The 20,358-nt window shown below is 59.1% G+C and carries 22 protein-coding genes and 1 other RNA gene; 11 read left to right on the forward strand and 12 right to left on the reverse strand.

The window, feature by feature from the left end; translation table 11 throughout:
* The first annotated feature begins 95 nt into the window (after window positions 1-95).
* Window positions 96-1,106, forward strand: a complete 1,011-nt coding sequence (gene hemB / locus ACIPY9_RS17045; protein ID WP_400703660.1) for a porphobilinogen synthase — start codon at window positions 96-98, stop codon at window positions 1,104-1,106.
* 16 nt (window positions 1,107-1,122) lie between these two features.
* Entirely contained in the window at window positions 1,123-3,327 is a 2,205-nt protein-coding gene (ppk1, locus tag ACIPY9_RS17050) for a polyphosphate kinase 1 (RefSeq protein ID WP_400703663.1), read from the forward strand.
* On the opposite strand, the gene ppx is transcribed toward ppk1, so the two are convergent.
* The 5 genes from ppx to ACIPY9_RS17075 form a co-directional block, all read right to left on the reverse strand.
* Window positions 3,314-4,816, reverse strand: a complete 1,503-nt coding sequence (gene ppx / locus ACIPY9_RS17055) for an exopolyphosphatase (protein WP_400703666.1) — start codon at window positions 4,814-4,816, stop codon at window positions 3,314-3,316. The two genes, ppk1 and ppx, sit on opposite strands and share 14 nt — an antisense overlap.
* A 117-nt stretch (window positions 4,817-4,933) precedes the next feature.
* On the reverse strand, window positions 4,934-5,668 hold the full coding sequence (locus ACIPY9_RS17060) for an amino acid ABC transporter ATP-binding protein (protein WP_400703669.1): 735 nt from the start codon (window positions 5,666-5,668) through the stop codon (window positions 4,934-4,936).
* Entirely contained in the window at window positions 5,655-6,305 is a 651-nt protein-coding gene (locus ACIPY9_RS17065) for an amino acid ABC transporter permease (protein ID WP_400703873.1), read from the reverse strand. The genes ACIPY9_RS17060 and ACIPY9_RS17065 overlap by 14 nt, the downstream gene beginning before the upstream one ends.
* Window positions 6,302-6,967 carry an amino acid ABC transporter permease gene (locus tag ACIPY9_RS17070; RefSeq protein WP_400703671.1) on the reverse strand — a complete coding sequence of 222 codons (666 nt, stop codon included), beginning with the start codon at window positions 6,965-6,967 and terminating at the stop codon, window positions 6,302-6,304. Before ACIPY9_RS17070 ends, ACIPY9_RS17065 begins: the two co-directional genes overlap by 4 nt.
* A 29-nt stretch (window positions 6,968-6,996) precedes the next feature.
* Window positions 6,997-7,782, reverse strand: a complete 786-nt coding sequence (locus ACIPY9_RS17075) for a transporter substrate-binding domain-containing protein (protein WP_400703673.1) — start codon at window positions 7,780-7,782, stop codon at window positions 6,997-6,999.
* A gap of 251 nt (window positions 7,783-8,033) precedes the next feature.
* On the opposite strand from ACIPY9_RS17075, the gene ACIPY9_RS17080 reads away from it, so the two are divergent.
* The 6 genes from ACIPY9_RS17080 (at window position 8,034) to ACIPY9_RS17105 (ending at window position 14,257) form a co-directional block, all read left to right on the forward strand.
* On the forward strand, window positions 8,034-8,738 hold the full coding sequence (locus ACIPY9_RS17080; protein ID WP_400703675.1) for a FadR/GntR family transcriptional regulator: 705 nt from the start codon (window positions 8,034-8,036) through the stop codon (window positions 8,736-8,738).
* A gap of 121 nt (window positions 8,739-8,859) precedes the next feature.
* Complete coding sequence (gene trxA / locus ACIPY9_RS17085) at window positions 8,860-9,189, forward strand: thioredoxin TrxA (RefSeq protein WP_400703678.1); 330 nt, start codon at window positions 8,860-8,862, stop codon at window positions 9,187-9,189.
* 227 nt (window positions 9,190-9,416) lie between these two features.
* Entirely contained in the window at window positions 9,417-10,676 is a 1,260-nt protein-coding gene (gene rho, locus ACIPY9_RS17090) for a transcription termination factor Rho (protein WP_025257997.1), read from the forward strand.
* A gap of 265 nt (window positions 10,677-10,941) precedes the next feature.
* Window positions 10,942-12,408, forward strand: coding sequence for a 4-hydroxy-3-polyprenylbenzoate decarboxylase (gene ubiD / locus ACIPY9_RS17095; protein ID WP_400703681.1), 1,467 nt, complete (start codon window positions 10,942-10,944; stop codon window positions 12,406-12,408).
* Window positions 12,408-13,376: a CDP-6-deoxy-delta-3,4-glucoseen reductase gene (locus ACIPY9_RS17100; protein ID WP_400703684.1), complete on the forward strand. Its 969-nt coding sequence runs from the start codon at window positions 12,408-12,410 to the stop codon at window positions 13,374-13,376. Before ubiD ends, ACIPY9_RS17100 begins: the two co-directional genes overlap by 1 nt.
* A 206-nt stretch (window positions 13,377-13,582) precedes the next feature.
* Complete coding sequence (locus ACIPY9_RS17105) at window positions 13,583-14,257, forward strand: gamma-glutamylcyclotransferase (protein WP_400703687.1); 675 nt, start codon at window positions 13,583-13,585, stop codon at window positions 14,255-14,257.
* A gap of 1 nt (window position 14,258) precedes the next feature.
* On the opposite strand, the gene glpT is transcribed toward ACIPY9_RS17105, so the two are convergent.
* Together glpT and ACIPY9_RS17115 are read right to left on the reverse strand one after the other, a co-directional pair.
* Complete coding sequence (gene glpT / locus ACIPY9_RS17110) at window positions 14,259-15,608, reverse strand: glycerol-3-phosphate transporter (RefSeq protein ID WP_400703690.1); 1,350 nt, start codon at window positions 15,606-15,608, stop codon at window positions 14,259-14,261.
* Between the two features lie 211 nt (window positions 15,609-15,819).
* Complete coding sequence (locus ACIPY9_RS17115; RefSeq protein WP_400703693.1) at window positions 15,820-16,797, reverse strand: NADPH:quinone oxidoreductase family protein; 978 nt, start codon at window positions 16,795-16,797, stop codon at window positions 15,820-15,822.
* Between the two features lie 119 nt (window positions 16,798-16,916).
* On the opposite strand from ACIPY9_RS17115, the gene ACIPY9_RS17120 reads away from it, so the two are divergent.
* Window positions 16,917-17,330, forward strand: a complete 414-nt coding sequence (locus ACIPY9_RS17120) for a flagellar basal body-associated protein FliL (RefSeq protein ID WP_400703696.1) — start codon at window positions 16,917-16,919, stop codon at window positions 17,328-17,330.
* Window positions 17,331-17,337: 7 nt separating this feature from the next.
* On the opposite strand, the gene ACIPY9_RS17125 is transcribed toward ACIPY9_RS17120, so the two are convergent.
* Entirely contained in the window at window positions 17,338-17,787 is a 450-nt protein-coding gene (locus ACIPY9_RS17125) for an EVE domain-containing protein (RefSeq protein WP_400703698.1), read from the reverse strand.
* Between the two features lie 190 nt (window positions 17,788-17,977).
* On the opposite strand from ACIPY9_RS17125, the gene ACIPY9_RS17130 reads away from it, so the two are divergent.
* Entirely contained in the window at window positions 17,978-18,130 is a 153-nt protein-coding gene (locus tag ACIPY9_RS17130) for a hypothetical protein (RefSeq protein ID WP_400703701.1), read from the forward strand.
* Window positions 18,131-18,193: 63 nt separating this feature from the next.
* Here ACIPY9_RS17130 and ACIPY9_RS17135 read toward each other — a convergent pair whose 3' ends face one another.
* The 4 genes from ACIPY9_RS17135 to ACIPY9_RS17150 form a co-directional block, all read right to left on the reverse strand.
* Window positions 18,194-18,808 carry a 5-formyltetrahydrofolate cyclo-ligase gene (locus ACIPY9_RS17135; RefSeq protein WP_400703704.1) on the reverse strand — a complete coding sequence of 205 codons (615 nt, stop codon included), beginning with the start codon at window positions 18,806-18,808 and terminating at the stop codon, window positions 18,194-18,196.
* A gap of 91 nt (window positions 18,809-18,899) precedes the next feature.
* Window positions 18,900-19,078, reverse strand: a non-coding RNA gene (ssrS, locus tag ACIPY9_RS17140) — 6S RNA.
* 30 nt (window positions 19,079-19,108) lie between these two features.
* Window positions 19,109-19,438 carry a cell division protein ZapA gene (locus ACIPY9_RS17145; protein ID WP_400703706.1) on the reverse strand — a complete coding sequence of 110 codons (330 nt, stop codon included), beginning with the start codon at window positions 19,436-19,438 and terminating at the stop codon, window positions 19,109-19,111.
* Window positions 19,435-19,644 (reverse strand): TIGR02449 family protein, encoded by a 210-nt coding sequence (locus ACIPY9_RS17150; protein ID WP_117163697.1) that lies wholly within the window; start codon window positions 19,642-19,644, stop codon window positions 19,435-19,437. The genes ACIPY9_RS17145 and ACIPY9_RS17150 overlap by 4 nt, the downstream gene beginning before the upstream one ends.
* A gap of 150 nt (window positions 19,645-19,794) precedes the next feature.
* Here ACIPY9_RS17150 and ACIPY9_RS17155 point away from each other — a divergent pair, with 150 nt between their 5' ends.
* Window positions 19,795-20,349: a YecA family protein gene (locus ACIPY9_RS17155; protein WP_400703709.1), complete on the forward strand. Its 555-nt coding sequence runs from the start codon at window positions 19,795-19,797 to the stop codon at window positions 20,347-20,349.
* Window positions 20,350-20,358 lie beyond the last annotated feature (9 nt).

The following is a 20,358-nucleotide window of genomic DNA, read 5'->3' on the forward strand; positions in this document are numbered from 1 at the left end:
CAGTCGCAGGTCACACTATGACTGTCACACATTGGTCATAATGGCGGCTTATAACTGTCGCGCTTGCCCGCGTATGCGGGCTCAGGAGTCTCGCCGTGAGCTTTACCCCCGCAAACCGCCTGTTTCCTCTCACCCGCCTGCGTCGTAACCGTCGCGATGATTTCTCTCGTCGACTGGTCCGTGAAAACGTCGTGACGGTCGATGATCTGATTCTTCCCGTTTTTGTGCTCGATGGTGAAAACCGTCGTGAAGCGATTGCTTCCATGCCGGGTGTCGAGCGCCTGAGTATCGATCTGTTGCTCAAGGAAGCCGAAGCCTGGGTCGAACTGGGCATTCCGGCCCTGGCACTGTTCCCGGTGACCCCGTCTGAGAAAAAGTCCCTGGATGGCGCCGAAGCCTGGAACCCGGACGGTATCGCTCAGCGTGCGACCCGCGCATTGCGTGACCGTTTCCCTGAACTGGGTGTCATAACGGATGTGGCTCTGGACCCGTTCACCACTCACGGTCAGGACGGCATCATCGATGAAGACGGCTATGTGCAGAACGACATCACCGTCGATGCGCTGGTCAAGCAGGCCTTGTCTCATGCCGAGGCAGGAGCCCAGGTGGTCGCCCCTTCAGACATGATGGACGGTCGTATCCAGGCCATTCGGGAAGCGCTGGAACTGGCCGGTCATGTCAACGTCCGGATCATGGCGTATTCGGCAAAATATGCGAGTGCCTATTACGGCCCGTTCCGAGATGCGGTAGGTTCTTCTCTGAATCTGGGCAAGGCCAACAAGGCGTCCTACCAGATGGACCCGGCCAACAGTCACGAAGCATTGCATGAAGTGGCCGCCGACCTGTCTGAAGGCGCGGACATGGTAATGGTCAAACCGGGCATGCCTTATCTGGACATCCTTTACCGGGTCAAGGATGAGTTCAAGGTGCCGACTTTTGTCTACCAGGTGAGCGGCGAGTATGCGATGCATATGGCCGCGATCCAGAATGGCTGGCTGAGCGAGGGGGTGATCCTCGAATCCCTCACAGCCTTCAAACGCGCAGGTGCTGATGGCATTCTTACTTACTTCGCCGTCCGTGCTGCTCAACTGCTGAAAGGGCAATAGCCTCACAGGAACATTCATGAATACCGAAGGACTCACCGAAGCCACTGTTGAAGTCAATGTTCAGGAGGCTACGCCAGTGGTTGAGCCTGACATTGAAGTTATACCGGTCATTGAAGCACCTGCTGCGCCCGCTATCGTCATTCCGAACCTGGACGACAGCAGCCTGTACATCCATCGCGAGTTGTCGCAGTTGCAGTTCAATATCCGGGTATTGGAGCAGGCTCTGGATGAGTCCTATCCATTGCTGGAGCGGCTGAAGTTTCTGCTGATCTTCTCCAGCAACCTCGATGAGTTCTTCGAGATTCGTGTCGCGGGCCTCAAGAAGCAGATCACGTTCGCACGTGAGCAGGCTGGCGCAGACGGCCTGCAACCCCACCAGGCACTGGCCAGGATCAGCGAGCTGGTTCATGGTCAGGTCGATCGCCAATACGCGATTCTCAACGAAATTCTGTTGCCGGAGCTGGAAAAGCACCAGATCCGGTTCATCCGTCGCCGTTACTGGACGACCAAGCTCAAGACCTGGGTTCGTCGCTATTTCCGCGACGAAATCGCCCCGATCATCACCCCGATCGGTCTGGACCCGACGCACCCGTTCCCGTTGCTGGTCAACAAGAGCCTGAACTTCATCGTCGAGCTGGAAGGTATCGATGCCTTCGGCCGCGACTCGGGTCTGGCGATCATCCCGGCCCCGCGTCTGTTGCCGCGCATCATCAAGGTGCCGGAAGACGTGGGCGGAGCGGGCGACAACTACGTGTTCCTGTCGTCCATGATCCATGCCCACGCCGACGATCTGTTCCAGGGCATGAAGGTCAAGGGCTGCTACCAGTTCCGTCTGACCCGAAACGCCGACCTGGCACTGGATTCCGAGGACGTCGAAGACCTGGCGCGCGCGCTACGCGGCGAGCTGTTCTCGCGTCGCTACGGTGATGCGGTCCGTCTGGAAGTGGCGGATACCTGTCCCAAGCACCTGTCGGACTACCTGCTCAAGCAGTTCAACCTGACGGAGTCCGAGCTGTATCAGGTCAATGGTCCGGTCAACCTGACGCGCCTGTTCAGCATCACCGGTCTGGACAGTCACCCCGAGCTGCAATACGCGCCGTTCACGCCTGCGATTCCCAAGCTGCTGCAGAACAGCGAGAACATCTTCAGCGTGGTCAGCAAGCAGGACATCCTGCTGATGCACCCGTTCGAGTCCTTCACGCCGGTCGTCGACATGCTGCGTCAGGCGGCGAAAGACCCGCATGTCCTGGCCGTGCGACAAACCCTTTACCGCAGTGGCGCGAACTCGGAAATCGTCGATGCGCTGGTGGACGCGGCACGTAACGGCAAGGAGGTCACGGCGGTGATCGAATTGCGTGCCCGTTTCGACGAAGAGTCCAACCTGCAAATGGCCAGCCGCCTGCAAGCGGCCGGTGCGGTGGTGATCTATGGCGTGGTCGGCTTCAAGACGCACTCCAAGATGATGCTGATCCTGCGCCGCGAGGCCGGGGAAATCGTGCGTTACGCGCACCTGGGGACCGGTAACTATCACGCGGCCAACGCCCGCCTGTATACCGACTACAGCCTGCTGACTTCGGACGATGCCCTGTGCGAAGACGTCGGCAAGCTGTTCAGTCAGTTGATCGGCATGGGCAAGATCCTGCGCATGAAAAAGCTGCTGCATGCGCCGTTCACGCTCAAGAAGGGCATGCTCGACATGATTGCCCGCGAGACGCAATTCGCGCTCGATGGCAAGCCTGCGCATATCATCGCCAAGTTCAACTCGCTGACCGATCCGAAGATCATTCGGGCGCTCTACAAGGCCAGCCAGTCCGGTGTGCGCATCGATCTGATCGTGCGGGGCATGTGCTGCCTGCGTCCGGGCATTCCCGGCGTTTCGCACAACATTCAGGTGCGTTCGATCATCGGGCGCTTCCTTGAGCACACGCGGGTCTATTACTTCCTCAATGGCGGTGACGAGCAGATGTTCCTGTCCAGTGCCGACTGGATGGAGCGTAACCTCGACAAGCGGGTCGAGACCTGCTTCCCGCTGGATGGCAAGAAATTGATCCTGCGTGTGAAGAAGGAGCTTGAGAGCTACCTGACCGATAACACCCACAGCTGGCTATTGCAGCCTGACGGGCGTTATGTGCGCAGCACGCCGACCGGCAACCAGAACGCTCGAAACGCCCAGGCGACCCTGCTGGATCGCCTGAGCATTCCGGTTCTCAGCGTGCGCTGAAGACGATACCGACTCGGGTCAACCACTCCGCTTCCAGCGCGAAGTCGGCCTGAGTCAGTTGGTTGTTTTCCAGCCAGCCGGCCGGGAACTCGGCATCCAGATTCGGGCCGTCGGCCCGCAGAATCACACGTGGCATCTCCTGGGTGCCACGAATGTGATGGAACAGGATCGCAAAGCGCAGCAAGACGCACAGGCGGATCAGCTTGATGCCTTCATCGCCGAACTCGGCAAACTTGTCCTTTGGAATATTGCGTCGGTGACCGCGCACCAGCAGCGCCAGCATTTGCTGGTCTTCGCGTGAGAAACCGGCCAGATCCGAGTGCTCGATCAGATAAGCACCATGCTTGTGGTAGTGATAGTGGGCAATGTCGAGGCCCACCTCATGCACCTTGGCGGCCCAGCTCAGCAGCTCCGCGTAGATTTCGTCTTCCATCTCCCAGGCTTCTGCCACCTGCTCCAGAGCGTGCAGCGCCTTGCGCTCGACACGGGCAGCCTGCTCCAGATCCACGTGGTAACGGTCCATCAGAGAGCTGAGGGTCCGTTCGCGCACGTCCTCATGCTGATGGCGGCCCAGCAGGTCATACAGCACGCCTTCGCGCAGCGCGCCTTCGCAATGGTCCATGCGCTGAAGTTCCAGAGCATCGAAGATGGCCTCCAGAATCGCCAGGCCTGCCGGAAAGATCGCACGGCGGTCGGGCTTGATGCCGTCAAAGTCGATTTTCTCGACATCGCCCAGTTTGAAGAGTTTGCGCTTGAGCCACGCCAGGCCTTCGGCATTGACCTCGCCTGAGCCATGGCCATTGGCCTTGAGTGCCAGGCCGATGGCGCGAATGGTGCCGGACGAGCCGATGGCTTCATCCCATTTCAGGCGGTGCAGGGCATGCTCGATGCTCATGATCTCAAGGCGTGCGGCGGTGTAGGCCTGAGCGTAGCGCGCCGGTGTGATCTTGCCGTCCTTGAAATAGCGTTGAGTGAAGCTCACGCAGCCCATTTGCAGGCTTTCGCGCAGCAGAGGCTCGAAGCGCTGGCCAATGATGAATTCGGTACTGCCGCCGCCGATATCGGCGACCAGGCGCTTGCCGGGCGTGTCGGCCAGGGTATGAGAGACACCGAGGTAGATCAGGCGCGCTTCTTCGCGGCCGGAGATGACTTCGACAGGGTGCCCGAGGATCTCTTCGGCGCGATGGATGAATTCGTTACGGTTGCGTGCTTCGCGCAAGGCGTTGGTGCCGACGATGCGCACGGCGCCCAGCGGCAGACCGTTGATCAGTTGAGCAAAACGTTTGAGGCAATCGAGCCCGCGCTGCATGGATTCTTCGTTGAGCTTGCGCTCTTCATCGATGCCGGCCGCCAGTTGAACCTTTTCCCCCAGGCGCTCAAGGATGCGGATTTCGCCCTGATTCGTCTTGGCGACAACCATATGAAAGCTGTTGGAGCCCAGGTCGATGGCAGCGACCAGGGAAAGATTCTTGGCTTTGGAGTGCGGCATGATCAGAAAATCCCGTTCGATAACCGCGCCATCGTGCCACGATCCATGCCTGTCGCCAATGTGTCCGCCCTCACAGTGGGGTGCGAGAGCGGATTTACCCGCGAAAAGAGGGGGATATCAGGCGTGTTCGACCGAGCCGATGAAGTTCGCCAGCTCAGGCGTTTTCGGGTTGGCGAACAAGTCTTTCGGGTGTCCCACCTCATGCACCTTGCCCTGGTGCATGAACACCAGCTTGTCGCCCACTTCCCGGGCGAAGCGCATTTCATGGGTGACCATGATCAGGGTCATGCCATCGGCCGCCAACTGACGCACGACGCTGAGCACTTCGTTGACCAGTTCCGGGTCCAGGGCCGAGGTGATTTCATCGCACAGCAGCACCTTGGGCGACATCGCCAGTGCCCGTGCAATGGCCACGCGCTGTTGCTGGCCGCCAGACAGGCGGTCCGGGAAGGCGTCGAATTTTTCGCCCAGGCCGACACGCTCCAGCATCTTTCTGGCCAGTACCGCCGCTTCGGCCTTGGGCACCTTCTGCACGACCTGAGGGGCGAGCATGACGTTTTCGCCCACGCTCAGGTGCGGAAACAGGTTGAATTGCTGGAACACCATGCCGACCTTCTGACGCAATGTGCGCAGGTCCGCACGGGCGGCATCCAGGTATTCGCCATCGACCTCGATCACGCCATCGTTGATCGACTCCAGCCCGTTGAGCGTGCGCAGCAACGTACTCTTGCCCGAGCCGCTGCGTCCGATGATCGCTACGACCTGGCCCTCTTCGACAGAAAGGTCGATGCCTTTGAGTACGTGGTGATCGCCATAGTATTTATGCAGGGCGGAAATTCTAAGCAGAGGCATGCAGTCTCCTTTCCAGATGGCGCGCACACAGCGACAAGGGGTAGCAAAGGATGAAATAGCCCAGGGCGACGAAGCCATAGACCATGAAGGGTTCAAAGGTGGCATTGGCCAGCATGCTGCCGGTCTTGGTCAGCTCGGTGAAGCCGATGATCGAGGTCACGGCGGTGCCTTTGACTACTTGCACCGAGAAACCGACCGTCGGGGCCACGGCAATGCGCAAGGCTTGTGGCAGGATCACGTAACGCATCTGTTCAAAGGGTGTCATCGCCAGGCTGGCGGACGCTTCCCACTGGCCTTTGGCGATCGACTCCACGCAGCCTCGCCAGATTTCGGCCAGGTAAGCGCTGGTGAACAGCGTCAAGGCCAGAGCGGCGGAGGCCCAGGGGGAAATCTCCACCCCCAGCAACGCCACGCCGAAAAACACCAGAAACAGCTGCATCAACAGCGGCGTACCCTGAAACAGCTCTATATAGAGACTGGCCGTGAGACGTGGCCCGGTCTTGTCCGAGATGCGCATGCTCATGATCAGAAGACCGATCAGCCCGCCGCCGACGAAGGCCACCACTGACAGCGCCACTGTCCATTGCAGGCCGGTCAGCAGGTTGCGCAGGATGTCCCATAAGGTGAAATCCATCAGCGACTCCTCGAAATGTAGCGACGCCCGATCCAGGCCAGCAGTTGGCGGATCAGCAAGGCCATGCACAGGTAGATCAGCGTGGTGACGATGTAGGTCTCGAAGGCGCGGAAGTTGCGCGACTGGAGGAAGTTGGCGAAGAAGCTCAGCTCTTCGGTGGCAATCTGTGAGCAGACGGCCGAGCCGAGCATGACGATGATGATCTGGCTGCTGAGTGCGGGCCAGACCTTGCTCAGCGACGGAACCAGCACGACATGGCGAAACGCTTCAAAGCGATTCATGGCCAGTGCCGCAGCGGCTTCCAGTTGTCCCTTGGGAATCGCCTGGATGCCTGCGCGAATGATTTCGGTCGAGTAGGCACCCAGGTTGATGACCATCGCCAGAACAGCGGCCTGCCACTCCGAAATCTGCACACCCAGCGATGGCAGACCGAAGAAAATGAAAAACAGCTGCACCAGAAACGGCGTATTCCGGATCAGCTCGACGTAGAGGCCGAAGATCGTTGCGAATGGCTGGATCTTCCAGGCCCTCACGACCGCGCCGACGATGCCCAGGCTGACCCCGAGCAAGGCACCAATGGCGGTCAGTTCCAGCGTGAACAAGGCCCCGCGCAGCAAGAGATCAGCGCTTTGCAGGACCGGTGTAAAGTCGAATTGATAAGCCATTGATGGACCCTGTGATCAGAAAACAGTGATCAAAGATCGGCTGGCAGTGGCTGTTTGAGCCAGGTCACGGACGCCTTTTCAAGCGAACCATCGGCCTTGGCGGTATTCAGGATCTCGTTGACCTTGCCCAGCAGCTCCGGTTGGCCCTTGTTCACGCCGACATAGACGGGCGAATCCTTGAGCTTCACTTTCAGTGCCGGAATGCGTTTCGGGTTGCGTTCGCTGATCGCGACCATCACCACGTTGCCGCTGGCGATCAGGTCGGTCTGACCGGCCAGATAGGCGGCGATGGTCGAGTTGTTGTCTTCAAATCGTTTGATGGTTGCGCCTTCCGGTGCCACGGCAGTCAGCTCGATATCTTCGATGGCGCCGCGGGTCACGCTGATGGTTTTGCCTTTCAGGTCGTTGACGTCTTTGACCGGAGACTCGGGTGGTCCGAATACCGCCAGGTAGAAGGGGGCGTAAGCGCGGGAGAAGTCGATGACCTTCTCGCGATCAGGGTTCTTGCCGAGGCTGGAGATCACCAGATCGACCTTGCCGGTGGTCAGGAAGGGAATGCGGTTGGTGCTGTTGACCGGGGTCAGTTCAAGTTTGACCTTCAGCTTGTCGGCCAGCAGTTGAGCCGTGTCGATATCCAGACCGCGTGGTTTCATGTCCGGACCTACCGAACCGAACGGCGGGAAGTCCTGAGGGACCGCGACTTTCAATGTGCCGCGCGCTACGACGTCGTCCAGTCCATTGGCATGGGCGGGGGCCTGGCTCAGCATCAGGCTGGCAAACAAGGCAGTAAGCAGTGCGCTGTAACGCTTGGTCATGGGAAATCTCCGAACGGAACGAAAGATGTTGGCTTGTCCCTCAGTGCACAGCTCATGCCATCCCATCCGTTTGTGCCATAACTCGGGCTTTTCAGGCTGAATTTGGTCTTACTGGTCTGAACAGTTGAGGTGGGCGACGCCCCGCTTTGGCGCGCCTGCAGGCCGCGTCGCCCCAGCGCTGGGCGTCGCTTGCCGGATTCTGAAGATGGCGATAAAAGGAGTTTTTACTGGACTGACTGGCCTGAACAGTGATGCCGCACAATGCACTCGCCGTACCTGAATCAGCCCTTCGAGCAATCCGCAAACTGATTGCCGAGCAGGGTTACAAGCCTGGCGACAGCCTGCCCTCGCAGCGGGATCTGGCGGTTTTGCTGGGTGTCAGCCGGGCTTCGCTGCGCGAGGCCTTGTCGTCGCTGAGTGCGTTGGGCATCGTCAGTGTGCAGCCGGGCAAGGGCGTGTTCATCCAGTCGATTTCTGAACCAGAACAGCGCACGGGTGGATTTTCCTGGCCTTTCGATGCGAGGGTTTCGCCCGCCGATACGTTTCAGTTGCGTTATGCGCTGGAGGGCTTTGCCTCCGGTCTGGCCGCCGTCACCCTGACGGCCGACGAACGGGATGTGCTGGAGGATAATGTCGAAGCCATGCGTCTGGAACTTCGGGCGGGGGATTTCGAGGCTGCTGCCAGGCTGGATTTCGAGTTTCACCGACATATTCTGGTCGCCAGCGGCAATCAGGCCATGCTCGGGATCGTGACGGCGGGGGCGGACATTTTTCTCGAAAGTCAGAAGATGCCCTTCATTCGTGCAGGAAGAGTCATGGAAACCTGGCAGGAACACCGAAAGATCCTGCGTGCGCTGGCCCGTCATGCCTCGGGGCCTGCTCAAAAGGCCATGCAGGAACATATCCGCGGTGCGGCGCTACGCACCGGGATTGTCTTCGTTTCACCTGCCAACTGACAAAAGCCTATAACCAGATTCATTGGCCCCCATAGCCAGACTCAATAAGCATCGACTTCCTGTATGTCATCAGGCTCGTTATGATGTGCGTCGTTTTTAGCCTACGACCTCGGAGAATTCCATGAGTAGCGACCTGATCAAACACGTCACCGACGCCAGCTTCGAAGCCGATGTCCTCAAGGCTTCTGGCCCTGTGCTCGTTGACTACTGGGCTGAGTGGTGTGGTCCGTGCAAGATGATTGCGCCGGTTCTGGACGAAATCGCCAGCACCTATGAAGGCAGACTGACTGTCGTCAAACTGAACATCGATGCAAACGCCGAAACCCCGGGCAAACATGGTGTGCGTGGTATCCCGACCCTGATGCTGTTCAAGGACGGTAACGTTGAAGCCACCAAGGTAGGTGCCTTGTCGAAGTCGCAACTGGCGGCTTTCATCGACGCCCATCTTTGATGCCTTTAAAGCCCCGCGAATAGCGGGGTTTTTTCGGGCGTCGTACTAGACGCCTGGAAAATCAAGTGGTACATTCGGCCCCGCAATGGATTCTCCATTGCCCCCTGCTAGCCGTCGCCGACGCTCTCCTTATCGATTTAGTACGCGATCCTGTCGCCTTCTCTGCGGCGCGGCCTCATTAAGCCAAAAGCTTAATTTCCCTCCATACATGATTACGTCATTCCCATATGAACCTGACTGAACTCAAGCAAAAGCCGATTACCGATCTGCTCGAAATGGCCGAACAGATGGGCATAGAAAATATGGCCCGTTCGCGCAAGCAGGATGTGATTTTCTCCCTGCTGAAAAAGCATGCCAAAAGCGGCGAGGAAATTTCCGGTGATGGCGTGCTGGAGATCCTCCAGGACGGCTTCGGCTTCCTGCGCTCTGCAGACGCTTCCTATCTCGCTGGCCCGGACGATATCTACGTCTCGCCCAGCCAGATCCGTCGTTTCAACCTGCGTACCGGCGACACCATCGTTGGCAAGATCCGCCCGCCAAAAGAAGGCGAGCGTTACTTCGCCCTGCTCAAGGTCGACACGATCAACTTCGATCGTCCGGAAAACGCCAAGAACAAGATCCTGTTCGAGAACCTGACGCCGCTGTTCCCGAACGTGCGCATGAAGATGGAAGCCGGTAACGGTTCCACCGAAGACCTGACCGGTCGTGTGATCGACCTGTGCGCACCTATCGGTAAAGGCCAGCGTGGCCTGATCGTTGCTCCGCCGAAGGCGGGCAAGACCATCATGCTGCAGAACATCGCGTCGAACATCACGCGTAACAATCCGGAAGTCCACCTGATCGTCCTGCTGATCGACGAGCGTCCGGAAGAAGTGACCGAAATGCAGCGTACCGTACGCGGCGAAGTGGTTGCCTCCACGTTCGACGAGCCGCCAACCCGCCACGTGCAGGTTGCCGAAATGGTGATCGAGAAGGCCAAGCGCCTGGTCGAGCACAAGAAGGACGTCGTGATCCTGCTTGACTCCATCACCCGTCTGGCCCGTGCCTACAACACCGTGATTCCGAGCTCCGGCAAGGTGCTGACCGGTGGTGTCGATGCCCACGCCCTCGAGAAGCCGAAGCGTTTCTTCGGTGCGGCGCGTAACATCGAAGAAGGCGGCTCGCTGACCATCATCGCCACCGCGCTGGTTGAAACCGGCTCGAAGATGGACGAAGTGATCTACGAAGAGTTCAAGGGTACGGGCAACATGGAGCTGCCGCTGGATCGCAAGATCGCGGAGAAGCGCGTGTTCCCGGCCATCAACATCAACCGCTCCGGCACCCGCCGTGAAGAGCTGCTGACTGCTGATGACGAACTGCAACGCATGTGGATCCTGCGCAAGCTGCTGCATCCGATGGATGAAGTCGCTGCCATCGAGTTCCTGGTCGACAAGCTCAAGCAGACCAAGACCAACGACGAGTTCTTCCTGTCGATGAAACGCAAGTAACTGACAGGCTGAATCGCAATAGAGAATGGCGCCCCACGGGGCGCCATTTTTGTTGGCGAACAACATTTTCGCGGCTGAAGCCGCTCCTACGGTCGACCGTTCACTGTGTGGGAGCGGATTCATCCGCGAAGGCGGTGTTCCGGCCGGTAAAGATTGATTGGCTGTGGTCGGCGGGTGCGGGACGCTTGTGTTTTCACAGTTCAGGGCTGCCACGAACTCGCAGAGCAGGTACGATGTGCACCTATTTGAATAAGTGGCCGGGTTAATGAAATTCAAGGACCTACGGGATTTCGTGCAGCAGCTTGAGCAGCGCGGAGAGTTGAAACGCATTCAGATGCCCATTTCCCCTGTGCTGGAAATGACTGAAATCTGCGACCGGACGCTGCGCGCCAAAGGCCCGGCCCTGCTGTTTGAAAAACCGGTCGGTTTCGACATTCCGGTGCTGGGCAACCTGTTCGGTACGCCGGAGCGCGTTGCCATGGGCATGGGAGCCGAATCCGTCAGCGAACTGCGGGAAATCGGCAAGCTGCTGGCCTTTCTCAAGGAGCCGGAGCCGCCCAAGGGGCTGAAAGACGCCTGGTCCAAGCTGCCCATCTTCAAGAAAGTCATCTCCATGGCCCCCAAGGTGGTCAAGGATGCGCCTTGCCAGGAGATCGTCATCGAGGGCGATGACGTCGATCTGAACATGCTGCCGGTGCAGACCTGCTGGCCGGGCGATGTGGCGCCGCTGATCACCTGGGGGCTGACGGTCACCCGCGGACCGAACAAGGAACGCCAGAACCTGGGCATCTACCGCCAGCAGGTCATCGGGCGCAACAAGGTCATCATGCGCTGGCTCAGCCATCGCGGTGGCGCGCTGGACTTCAAGGAGTGGTGCGCCAAACATCCGGGCGAGCCGTTCCCGGTGGCTGTCGCTCTCGGCGCAGACCCGGCGACCATCCTGGGCGCCGTGACGCCTGTACCGGACAGCCTGTCCGAATATGCGTTTGCCGGTCTGCTGCGCGGCACGCGCACCGAACTGATCAAGTGCCGTGGCAATAACCTGCAAGTGCCCGCCAGTGCGGAAATCGTCCTTGAGGGCGTGATCCACCCCGGTGAAATGGCCGATGAAGGTCCTTATGGCGACCACACCGGTTATTACAACGAAGTGGACAGCTTCCCGGTGTTCACCGTCGAGCGCATCACGCACCGTATCAAGCCGATCTATCACAGCACCTACACCGGCCGTCCGCCGGATGAGCCTGCCATTCTGGGCGTTGCCCTGAACGAAGTGTTCGTGCCGATCCTGCAGAAGCAGTTCCCGGAGATCACCGATTTCTACCTGCCGCCCGAAGGCTGTTCCTATCGCATGGCCGTCGTGACCATGAAGAAGCAGTACCCCGGCCATGCCAAGCGTGTGATGTTGGGGGTCTGGTCGTTCCTGCGACAGTTCATGTACACCAAGTTCGTTATCGTCACCGACGACGATATCAATGCCCGTGACTGGAACGATGTGATCTGGGCCATTACCACGCGCATGGACCCCAAGCGCGACACGGTCATGATCGAGAACACGCCGATCGACTATCTTGATTTCGCCTCCCCGGTCTCCGGGCTGGGGTCCAAGATGGGGCTGGATGCTACGCATAAATGGCCGGGCGAAACCACGCGCGAGTGGGGCCGGGCTATCGTCAAGGATGATGCGACGACTCGTCGGATCGATGAAATCTGGAATCAGCTGGGAATAGATTGATGCGTGTAACCTTGCAGCCGTCGGGCGCAGTGCTGGAAACCTTGCCGGGTGAGCGGATTCTCGAGGCCGCGCAGCGTCTGGGCTATGAATGCCCACAGAGCTGCCGTAACGGCAATTGCCATGTCTGCTCGGCGCTGCTGGTGCAGGGACGTGTGAAACAGGCCAGCGATGAGCTGACCCATGGCGAAATCTATACGTGCCTGGCCGAGCCTCTGGAAGCTTGCGAAGTGTTGTGGGATGCCGTCCTGCCGCTGGGCGAGCTGCCGGTTCGCAAGCTGGCCTGCCAGCTCAGTGAGTGCGTGGAAGTCGGTGGCGATGTCTGGCGCATTGGCCTGCGTGCTCCGGCTGGCAAGCCGCCACGCTATCACGCGGGGCAGTACCTGATGATCGAGCGCGAGAACGGCGAGAAATCGGCCTTTTCGCTGGCTTCTGCCCCGCATCGCGGCCGCGATCTGGAGATGCATGTGCTGGTTCGCGAAGCGAGTGCCCGCAGCCTGATCGAACAGCTTCAACGCAACGGGATGGCCCGTGTCGAATTGCCGTTCGGCGATACGCACCTGGCCGACTTGCCGGACGGCCCTCTGGTGCTGATCGCGGCGGGCACGGGCATGGCTCAGATGAGCAGCCTGATCGAGCATTGCCGTGCCAAGGGTTTCAGCCATCCCGTGCATCTGTACTGGGGCGTGCGACGCCCTGAGGATTTTTACGAAATCCGCCAGTGGGACGAATGGGCCACGCTGCCCAATCTGTACCTGCACAAGGTGGTCAGTGATCTGTGCGGCTGGGAAGGGCGCTGCGGCCTGCTGCATGAAGCGGTCTGCGATGACATCGACGATCTTTCCTCGATCCATGTCTATGGCAGCGGCTCTCCGACCATGATCTACGCGACCCTTGACGCACTGGTCAGTGCTGGTATGGATGCTCATCAGATGCGTGCCGATGTCTTTGCCTACGCACCACGATCCTGAAATCTTCTGACTGACGGCCCTGTCACCGGATTGCAAATTGTTTCATTCGCTTATAGCTTATGGTGATGAAAAATCATCACCCAATGCTTTTTCGTAAGGCAGGCACAGCCTGCAGCAATAACCGCACTACGACACCTTGGCGCCGCTTGCCTGAGCGGGTCCTCAGGGCTCGGTTATGACTGGCAGTCAGACTGCCAGGGAGGCAAATGGATAATCCAATCAATGAATTGGCAGCGGCCGTGCATGACGGCCTCGGGCTGAAGTATCCGCCGGTAATCGATCTAGGCCCGCAACTGACCCGCGAACAACTGCTCGCATCGATGAATGCCACCCTGAAGTGCCACAAGGGTGGGCCTGTCTGGCTGTTCGCCTATGGCTCGCTGATCTGGCGTCCTGAATGCAAGGCGGTCGAGCGTCAGCGTGCACGGGTCTACGGCTACCATCGTGGCCTGTACCTGTGGTCCCACGAGCATCGCGGGACGCCCGAGGCTCCGGGGCTGGTCTTTGGCCTGGATCGTGGCGGCTCCTGCACCGGGTTCGCCTACCGGTTGCCGGACGAATGCCTTGAAGAGTCCATGTTTGCACTCTGGCAGCGAGAAATGCCCTATCCGTCCTATCGACCGCACTGGCTGAGCTGCCGTCTTGAGGATGGTCGGCAGGTTCAGGCGTTGGGGTTCGTGCTGGAGCGGCATCTGCCCAGCTACGCGGGCAATCTGCCTGACAGTGTGCTGAGCCAGGTGCTGGCCAGCGCGTGCGGGCGCTATGGCACTACCCGCGAGTACGTGGAGCAGACCGCCAGTGCCCTGCGCAGCCACGCCATGCCAGACCTGAATCTGGAGGCGCGGCTCAAGCGCTGCCGGTCCGCTTCTGTGACGTCCTGACTCAGGCCTCGGCGGTGCGAGACGTGCTGGCGACCTGCTTGTGACGTAGCGTAGGTGCAAGGAACGCCATGGCCAGAATGCAGGCGCCGATCAACAGCACGAAGCCACCATCCCAGCCGAAGTGGTCAACGGTGTAGCCCATCGCTGCACTGGCTGCGACCGAGCCGCCCAGGTAACCGAACAACCCGGTAAAGCCAGCAGCTGTGCCGGCAGCTTTCTTGGGAGCGAGTTCCAGGGCCTGCAGCCCGATCAGCATTACCGGGCCGTAGATCAGGAAGCCGATGGACACCAGAGCAATCATGTCGACGGTCGGGTTGCCTTCCGGGTTCAGCCAATACACCAGCGTGGCGACGGTCACCAGGAACATGAAGACCATGCCGGTCAGGCCGCGATTGCCCTTGAAGATCTTGTCCGACATCCAGCCGCACAGCAGCGTGCCCGGAATACCGGCCCACTCGTACAGGAAGTAAGCCCACGACGTCTTGTCGACCGTGAAGTGCTTGGCTTCTTTCAGGTAGGTCGGTGCCCAGTCCAGCACGCCATAGCGCAGCAGGTAAACGAAGACGTTTGCCAGGGCGATGTACCACAGCAGTTTGTTGCGCAGCACGTATTTGACGAAGATTTCCTTGGCGCTGAATTCCTCTTCATGGCTGGCGTCGTAGCCTTCCGGGTAGTCGTTCTTGTAGTGCTCGATCGGCGGCAGGCCGACCGATTGCGGCGTATCGCGCATGGTGGCGAAGGCAAATACCGCCACCATCAAGGCCACGGCCGCCGGTACATAGAATGCGGCATGCCAGTCGTTGGTCCAGCCCATGCCGAGCAGGAACAGCGGGCCGATCAGGCCGCCGCCGACGTTATGCGCCACGTTCCATACCGATACCACTCCGCCGCGCTCTTTCTGCGACCACCAGTGCACCATCGTCCGTCCGCTTGGCGGCCAGCCCATGCCCTGTGCCCAGCCGTTTATGAACAGCAACACAAACATGATCGTGACGCTGGACGTCGCCCAGGGCGCGAAGCCGAAAATGAACATCACCCCGGCCGACACCAGCAGCCCGAACGGCAGGAAATAGCGCGGGTTGGAACGGTCCGAAACCAGCCCCATCAGGAACTTCGACAAGCCGTAGGCAATCGCAATGGCCGACATCGCCACGCCCAATTGCCCGCGTGTGTAGCCCTCTTCAATCAGGTAAGGCATCGCCAGGGAAAAGTTCTTGCGAAGCAGGTAGTACCCGGCGTAACCGATGAAAATACCGGCGAAGATCTGCCAGCGCAGACGGCGGTAGGTGCTATCGACCTTTTCTTCGGGCAGGGGGGCCTGGTGTGCGGCAGGACGGAAAAACGCAAACATGGAGACGCTCCGGGTTTTTATTCTTTGCGAAAGCGAATATTACATTTTCATTACAGAAAAAAGCAGTGCTTTTTCTGAAAGACTCGTAGGAGATGTGAGGTTGTTCGTGTTCTTTTGTGAACATTGCTTTGGAATGGGTTTGGGAGTGTTCGCGAATCAATTCGCTCCTACGCGGCTTCCTGTAGGAGCGAATTCATTCGCGAAAAAACGCTCAACCAATCGAAACCACCACTTTCCCCACCGCACTCCGTTTCCCCAACACCTCAATCGCTTCGCCGCCCCTCTCCAGCGGATAAACCTGCGAAACCAGTGGTTTCAGTTTCCCTTCTGCATACCACGCAAACAGTTGCTGGAAGTTCGCCGCATTGTCCTGCGGTTGTCGTTGTGCGAAAGAGCCCCAGAAAACGCCCACTACCGAGGCACCTTTAAGCAGGGCGAGGTTGGTCGGGAGTTCAGGAATCCGTCCACTGGCGAAACCGACCACCAACAGACGGCCGTTCCAGCCGATGCAGCGCACGGCTTGATCGAAAAGGTCGCCGCCGACCGGGTCGTAAATGACATCGACGCCGTTGCCTGCGGTCAGGCGTTTCACTTCTTCCTTGAGGCTGGTTTCGCTGTAGTTGATGAGTTCGTCGGCACCGGCGTTTCTGGCCACTTCGAGTTTTTCGGCACTGCTGGCAGCGGCAATCACCCGAGCACCGAGGGCCTTGCCGATTTCCACGGCGGCCAGACCGACGCCGCCGGAGGCCCCGAGCACCAGCAGGGTTTCGCCCGGTTGCAATCGGGCGCGTTGCTTGAGGGCGTGCATGGAGGTGCCGTAGGTCATGCTGAAGGCGGCAGCGGTGGTGAAATCCATGGTCTCGGGAATGGGCAGTACGTTGTAGCCTGCTACGGCCACCTGTTCGGCGAAGCTGCCCCAACCGGTCAGGGCCATGACCCGGTCGCCGGGTTTGAGGTGGGTCACCTTTTCGCCGACCTGCGAGACGATACCTGCTGCTTCGCCACCGGGGGAGAAGGGAAAGGGCGGCTTGAATTGGTACTTGCCTTCAATGATCAGCGTGTCTGGAAAGTTGACGCCCGCTGCCTGCACATCCAGCAGGATTTCGTTTTTCTTGATGGCCGGGCTGGCAATGTTTTCGAGTATCAGCGTGTCGGCAGGACCAAAGGCTTTGCAAAGCAGGGCTTTCATCGCACTATTCCTTTTCCAGAGATGGCCGATAAGGTCGGGTATGCAGGTTTTCGGGTCAATGAGCATGGCCCGGTCTTATGGACGTGTATAAGCCGGCGAACCGTATTGAGGAGTGGACTGTGAAAGCGTGGATCTTGATGTTGTTGGCCTTGTTGATGCCCGTCATGGCACAGGCGCAGGAAGAAGCCAAAGAAGGTGAAGGCGAGCCCAAGGCGGCTTATGTGTCTCTGACGCCTCCGTTTGTAGGCAATTACGCCCTCGATGGCGGCCCGAAACTGCGTGTCTACAAGGCCGATATCGCCCTGCGCGTGACCGGTGCCGATGCTCAGGCTGCGGTGAAACGCAATGACCCGCTGATTCGTAATCAACTGGTTGCGTTGTTCACCCAGCAAACGGTCGACACCATGAGCAGTGCCGAGGCGAAGGAAAAGATTCGTCAGGAAGCGCTCAAGCAGGTCCAGCAGATCATGACCAGCGAAGAGGGCAAGCCGATCGTTGAAGACTTGCTGTTCAACAACTTCATCGTTCAGTAACGACGCGTCAGCGCAGTGCCAGGATCGCCGACCATTGTTCGGCGGTCACGGGCATGACCGAGAGCCGGCTGCCTTTCTGTACCAGAGGCAGTTGCTCCAGTGCAGCCTGTTGTTTCAGATAACCCAGCCCCAGCACGTTCGGGAATATGTCCACGAACGCGACATCCACGGCACTCCACGGGTTCTTCTCGACGCTGGCCTTGGCGTCGAAGTAGTGGCTTTCGGGCTCCAGAGCGGTCGGGTCCGGATAGGCGGCTTCGATGATCCTGCCAATTCCGGCAATGCCGGGTTCCGGGCAACTGGAATGATAGAAAAAGAACTCGTCCCCCACGGCCATCGTGCGCAGGAAGTTGCGTGCCTGATAGTTGCGAACGCCATCCCAGCGTGCTTTCTCGAGGCGTTTCAGGTCGCTGATCGAAAGCTCATCGGGTTCTGATTTCATCAGCCAGTAGGCCATTGGGTGTTCTCCACGGAAAAAATTCACGACTTCACGATGTTTTCATGACAAACCGACAGCCGGTTGGCGTCAGTATTTGCGTACGGGTTCACGTTATCGCAAAATGCCGCCATTTTAAGCACCACGCTGCCGCACGGCTTCACAAGACATGCTGTCGTCATCGTATTGATATGCCGAAGGAGGGCAGTCAATGAAACGCAAACCGGATTTACTGTGGATTCTGGTCGCCTTGTTCGGCCTGGGCATCGTGACAACCGGTTATGCGCAGAGTCTGTGGAGTCAGAAGGTAGAAGCGCCTTTCGAGATCACTCAGCAACAGCAGAAGGTTCCGGGGCGTCATTGATACCCTGATCCCGTTTCCCCTCTCCCCTCGGGAGCTATGTCCGATAGTTCCCTGCGCGTCACGTCACTTTCCCGGTTCCGCCAGATACCAGTGCTTGTCCGACACCGTGCCTTGCAGCGGGACATCCCAGCTTGCCTGCGCCAGCCGTTCGACTTTCTGACACTCATGCGCCAGGCCGAGCAACACCGGTTTTTTCCAGGTTTTCCGGCGGGCCAGATAAGCCAGGCTGCGGTCGTAGAAACCGCCTCCCATTCCAAGGCGTCCACCCTCGTCATCGAACCCGACCAGAGGCATCAGGATCAGGTCCAGCGCCCAGATTGTGCGTTGCCGGGCACGGTTGATGCGTGGCTCTGGGATACGGAAGCGGTTGGGAATGAATTTCTCGCCGGGGCGCACGCGCTGGAAAACCATTCTGGTTCGTGGCCATGCATTGAGCACGGGCAAGTAGGTGGCCTTGCCGCGACGCTGGGCTGCCCGCAGTAAAAGACGTGGGTCGATTTCGCCGTCCATGGGCAGGTACAACGAGACATGCCGGGAGCGACGAAACAGAGGATGCTGCGCCAGCTGGCGATAAAGGCCGCGGGCGGCTTCGCGTTGCTGGCTGCGGCTCAGTGCCCGCCGTGCCTTGCGGAGCTGACGGCGAAGTTGCGGGCGTGTGAGCGGCGGGGTACTGGTCATGAGCGCAAGGTCATGCAGATTGATCCGTGAGGTTGAAACCAGAGACGGGATCGTCATGGTCGGCAGCGGAAACCGGCCATGAATGGAATGTGGACTCCCCGACGAACCGCTGTCGGTGTAGCCCTTGAACCCGAAAGTTCAAGGTGGAGATTGCAGGGGGTTTTAAGGCTTTCCGTCGAGCGGACATGCACACCAACCCCAACGTGCAACCCCCGTGGTTGTGCGTATCGGCTCAGGGACATGACCGACTGGCAAGCACTCCAGGGAGCGGCGCAAGTATACAGAAACGTCCGGAAATAATCAGCTTCGAGGCGCGTCGGGTGTTGTGGGTGCTTCCGTGGACAGCGCCAGATCGACTCTTTCCAGCAGGTCGCGAACCTGTTCGCGGGTCGAACCGCTGGCCTGGACGTCAGGCAGATTCTGCTTGTGCAGCAGGTCGTGAGTAATGTTCAGGGCGGCCATGACCGCAATGCGGTCGGCACCGATGACTTTGCCGCTGCTGCGAATTTCACGCATCTTGCCATCCAGGTAGCGGGCGGCGCTGACCAGGTTGGTGCGCTCTTCCTGAGGGCAGATGATCGAGTATTCCTTGTCGAGGATTTGAACGGTAACGCTGTTGCCATTACTCATGAGTCTTGCTCCAGGGCCTTGAGGCGCGAAATCATGGACTCGACCTTCTGCCGGGCGATTTCGTTCTTTTCAATGAGATGGGCGCGTTCCTCGCGCCAGGATTTTTCCTGAGCTAATAGGAGTGCGTTTTGGCTTTTAAGTTGCTCGGTATGTTTGAGCAACAATTCCAGCCGGTTCATCAGGGCTTGCAGGTCGGTGTCTTCCATTGTTTTCCACTGAGTACTTTCTGATGAATGGCACGGGAGTCGCTGTCACGCCACTGCCTCTAACCGCCGTGTTGATGATCTTGTCGCGCGGATAGTCTAGGATACAAGGCCTTCATTCTAGACATTGCGCCGTTTGGCGACTAGCTGCCCATGCCCAATCAGAACTCCCCGTACAAAGCATTTGCCACTTTGCTCAATAGCAGTGGTCATCCGGTTTCTCCTGCCGAGCTGCATGGCCTGTTGCTCGGGCGCAGTTGCGCCGGTGCCGGTTTCGACAGCGAGGGCTGGTTCGCCGATGCTTCCGTGCTGCTTGAAACCGAGCCGGAAGACAACGTTCGCCAGGCGTTGATTGGCCTGCAGGAAATGGTCAAGGGCGAATTGACCAGCGATGACATGACCGTTGTGCTGTTGCTGCCGGGCGACGACGAACCGTTGGCCGAGCGTGCTGCGGCCCTGGGCCAGTGGTGCCAGGGTTTCCTGTCGGGCTTTGGCCTTGCGGTCGGCGATGCGGTGCTGAGCATCGAAGCCACGGAAGTGTTGCAGGATCTGGCGGCCATCGCCCAGGTACAGGATGCGCTGGAAGAGTCCGAAGACGGCGAAAGCGATTACATGGAAGTCATGGAATACTTGCGCGTCGCGCCACTGCTGCTGTTCACCGAATGCAGCAAGGCGGCTGCCGCACAGCCCAAGCCTTCCTTGCACTGATGACCTCTC

The sequence above is a fragment of the Pseudomonas sp. NPDC089734 genome, assembly GCF_044748865.1.
GTDB lineage: Bacteria > Pseudomonadota > Gammaproteobacteria > Pseudomonadales > Pseudomonadaceae > Aquipseudomonas.

Coding starts and splice junctions, on each gene's coding strand:
- ppk1 (WP_400703663.1), top strand. CDS start 1,123: ATGAATACCGAAGGACTCACCGAAGCCACTGTTGAAGTCAATGTTCAG.
- ppx (WP_400703666.1), bottom strand. CDS start 4,816: ATGCCGCACTCCAAAGCCAAGAATCTTTCCCTGGTCGCTGCCATCGAC.
- ACIPY9_RS17060 (WP_400703669.1), bottom strand. CDS start 5,668: ATGCCTCTGCTTAGAATTTCCGCCCTGCATAAATACTATGGCGATCAC.
- ACIPY9_RS17070 (WP_400703671.1), bottom strand. CDS start 6,967: ATGGCTTATCAATTCGACTTTACACCGGTCCTGCAAAGCGCTGATCTC.
- ACIPY9_RS17075 (WP_400703673.1), bottom strand. CDS start 7,782: ATGACCAAGCGTTACAGCGCACTGCTTACTGCCTTGTTTGCCAGCCTG.
- ACIPY9_RS17080 (WP_400703675.1), top strand. CDS start 8,034: ATGCCGCACAATGCACTCGCCGTACCTGAATCAGCCCTTCGAGCAATC.
- trxA (WP_400703678.1), top strand. CDS start 8,860: ATGAGTAGCGACCTGATCAAACACGTCACCGACGCCAGCTTCGAAGCC.
- rho (WP_025257997.1), top strand. CDS start 9,417: ATGAACCTGACTGAACTCAAGCAAAAGCCGATTACCGATCTGCTCGAA.
- ubiD (WP_400703681.1), top strand. CDS start 10,942: ATGAAATTCAAGGACCTACGGGATTTCGTGCAGCAGCTTGAGCAGCGC.
- ACIPY9_RS17100 (WP_400703684.1), top strand. CDS start 12,408: ATGCGTGTAACCTTGCAGCCGTCGGGCGCAGTGCTGGAAACCTTGCCG.
- ACIPY9_RS17105 (WP_400703687.1), top strand. CDS start 13,583: ATGGATAATCCAATCAATGAATTGGCAGCGGCCGTGCATGACGGCCTC.
- glpT (WP_400703690.1), bottom strand. CDS start 15,608: ATGTTTGCGTTTTTCCGTCCTGCCGCACACCAGGCCCCCCTGCCCGAA.
- ACIPY9_RS17115 (WP_400703693.1), bottom strand. CDS start 16,797: ATGAAAGCCCTGCTTTGCAAAGCCTTTGGTCCTGCCGACACGCTGATA.
- ACIPY9_RS17125 (WP_400703698.1), bottom strand. CDS start 17,787: ATGGCCTACTGGCTGATGAAATCAGAACCCGATGAGCTTTCGATCAGC.
- ACIPY9_RS17130 (WP_400703701.1), top strand. CDS start 17,978: ATGAAACGCAAACCGGATTTACTGTGGATTCTGGTCGCCTTGTTCGGC.
- ACIPY9_RS17135 (WP_400703704.1), bottom strand. CDS start 18,808: ATGACCAGTACCCCGCCGCTCACACGCCCGCAACTTCGCCGTCAGCTC.
- ACIPY9_RS17145 (WP_400703706.1), bottom strand. CDS start 19,438: ATGAGTAATGGCAACAGCGTTACCGTTCAAATCCTCGACAAGGAATAC.
- ACIPY9_RS17150 (WP_117163697.1), bottom strand. CDS start 19,644: ATGGAAGACACCGACCTGCAAGCCCTGATGAACCGGCTGGAATTGTTG.
- ACIPY9_RS17155 (WP_400703709.1), top strand. CDS start 19,795: ATGCCCAATCAGAACTCCCCGTACAAAGCATTTGCCACTTTGCTCAAT.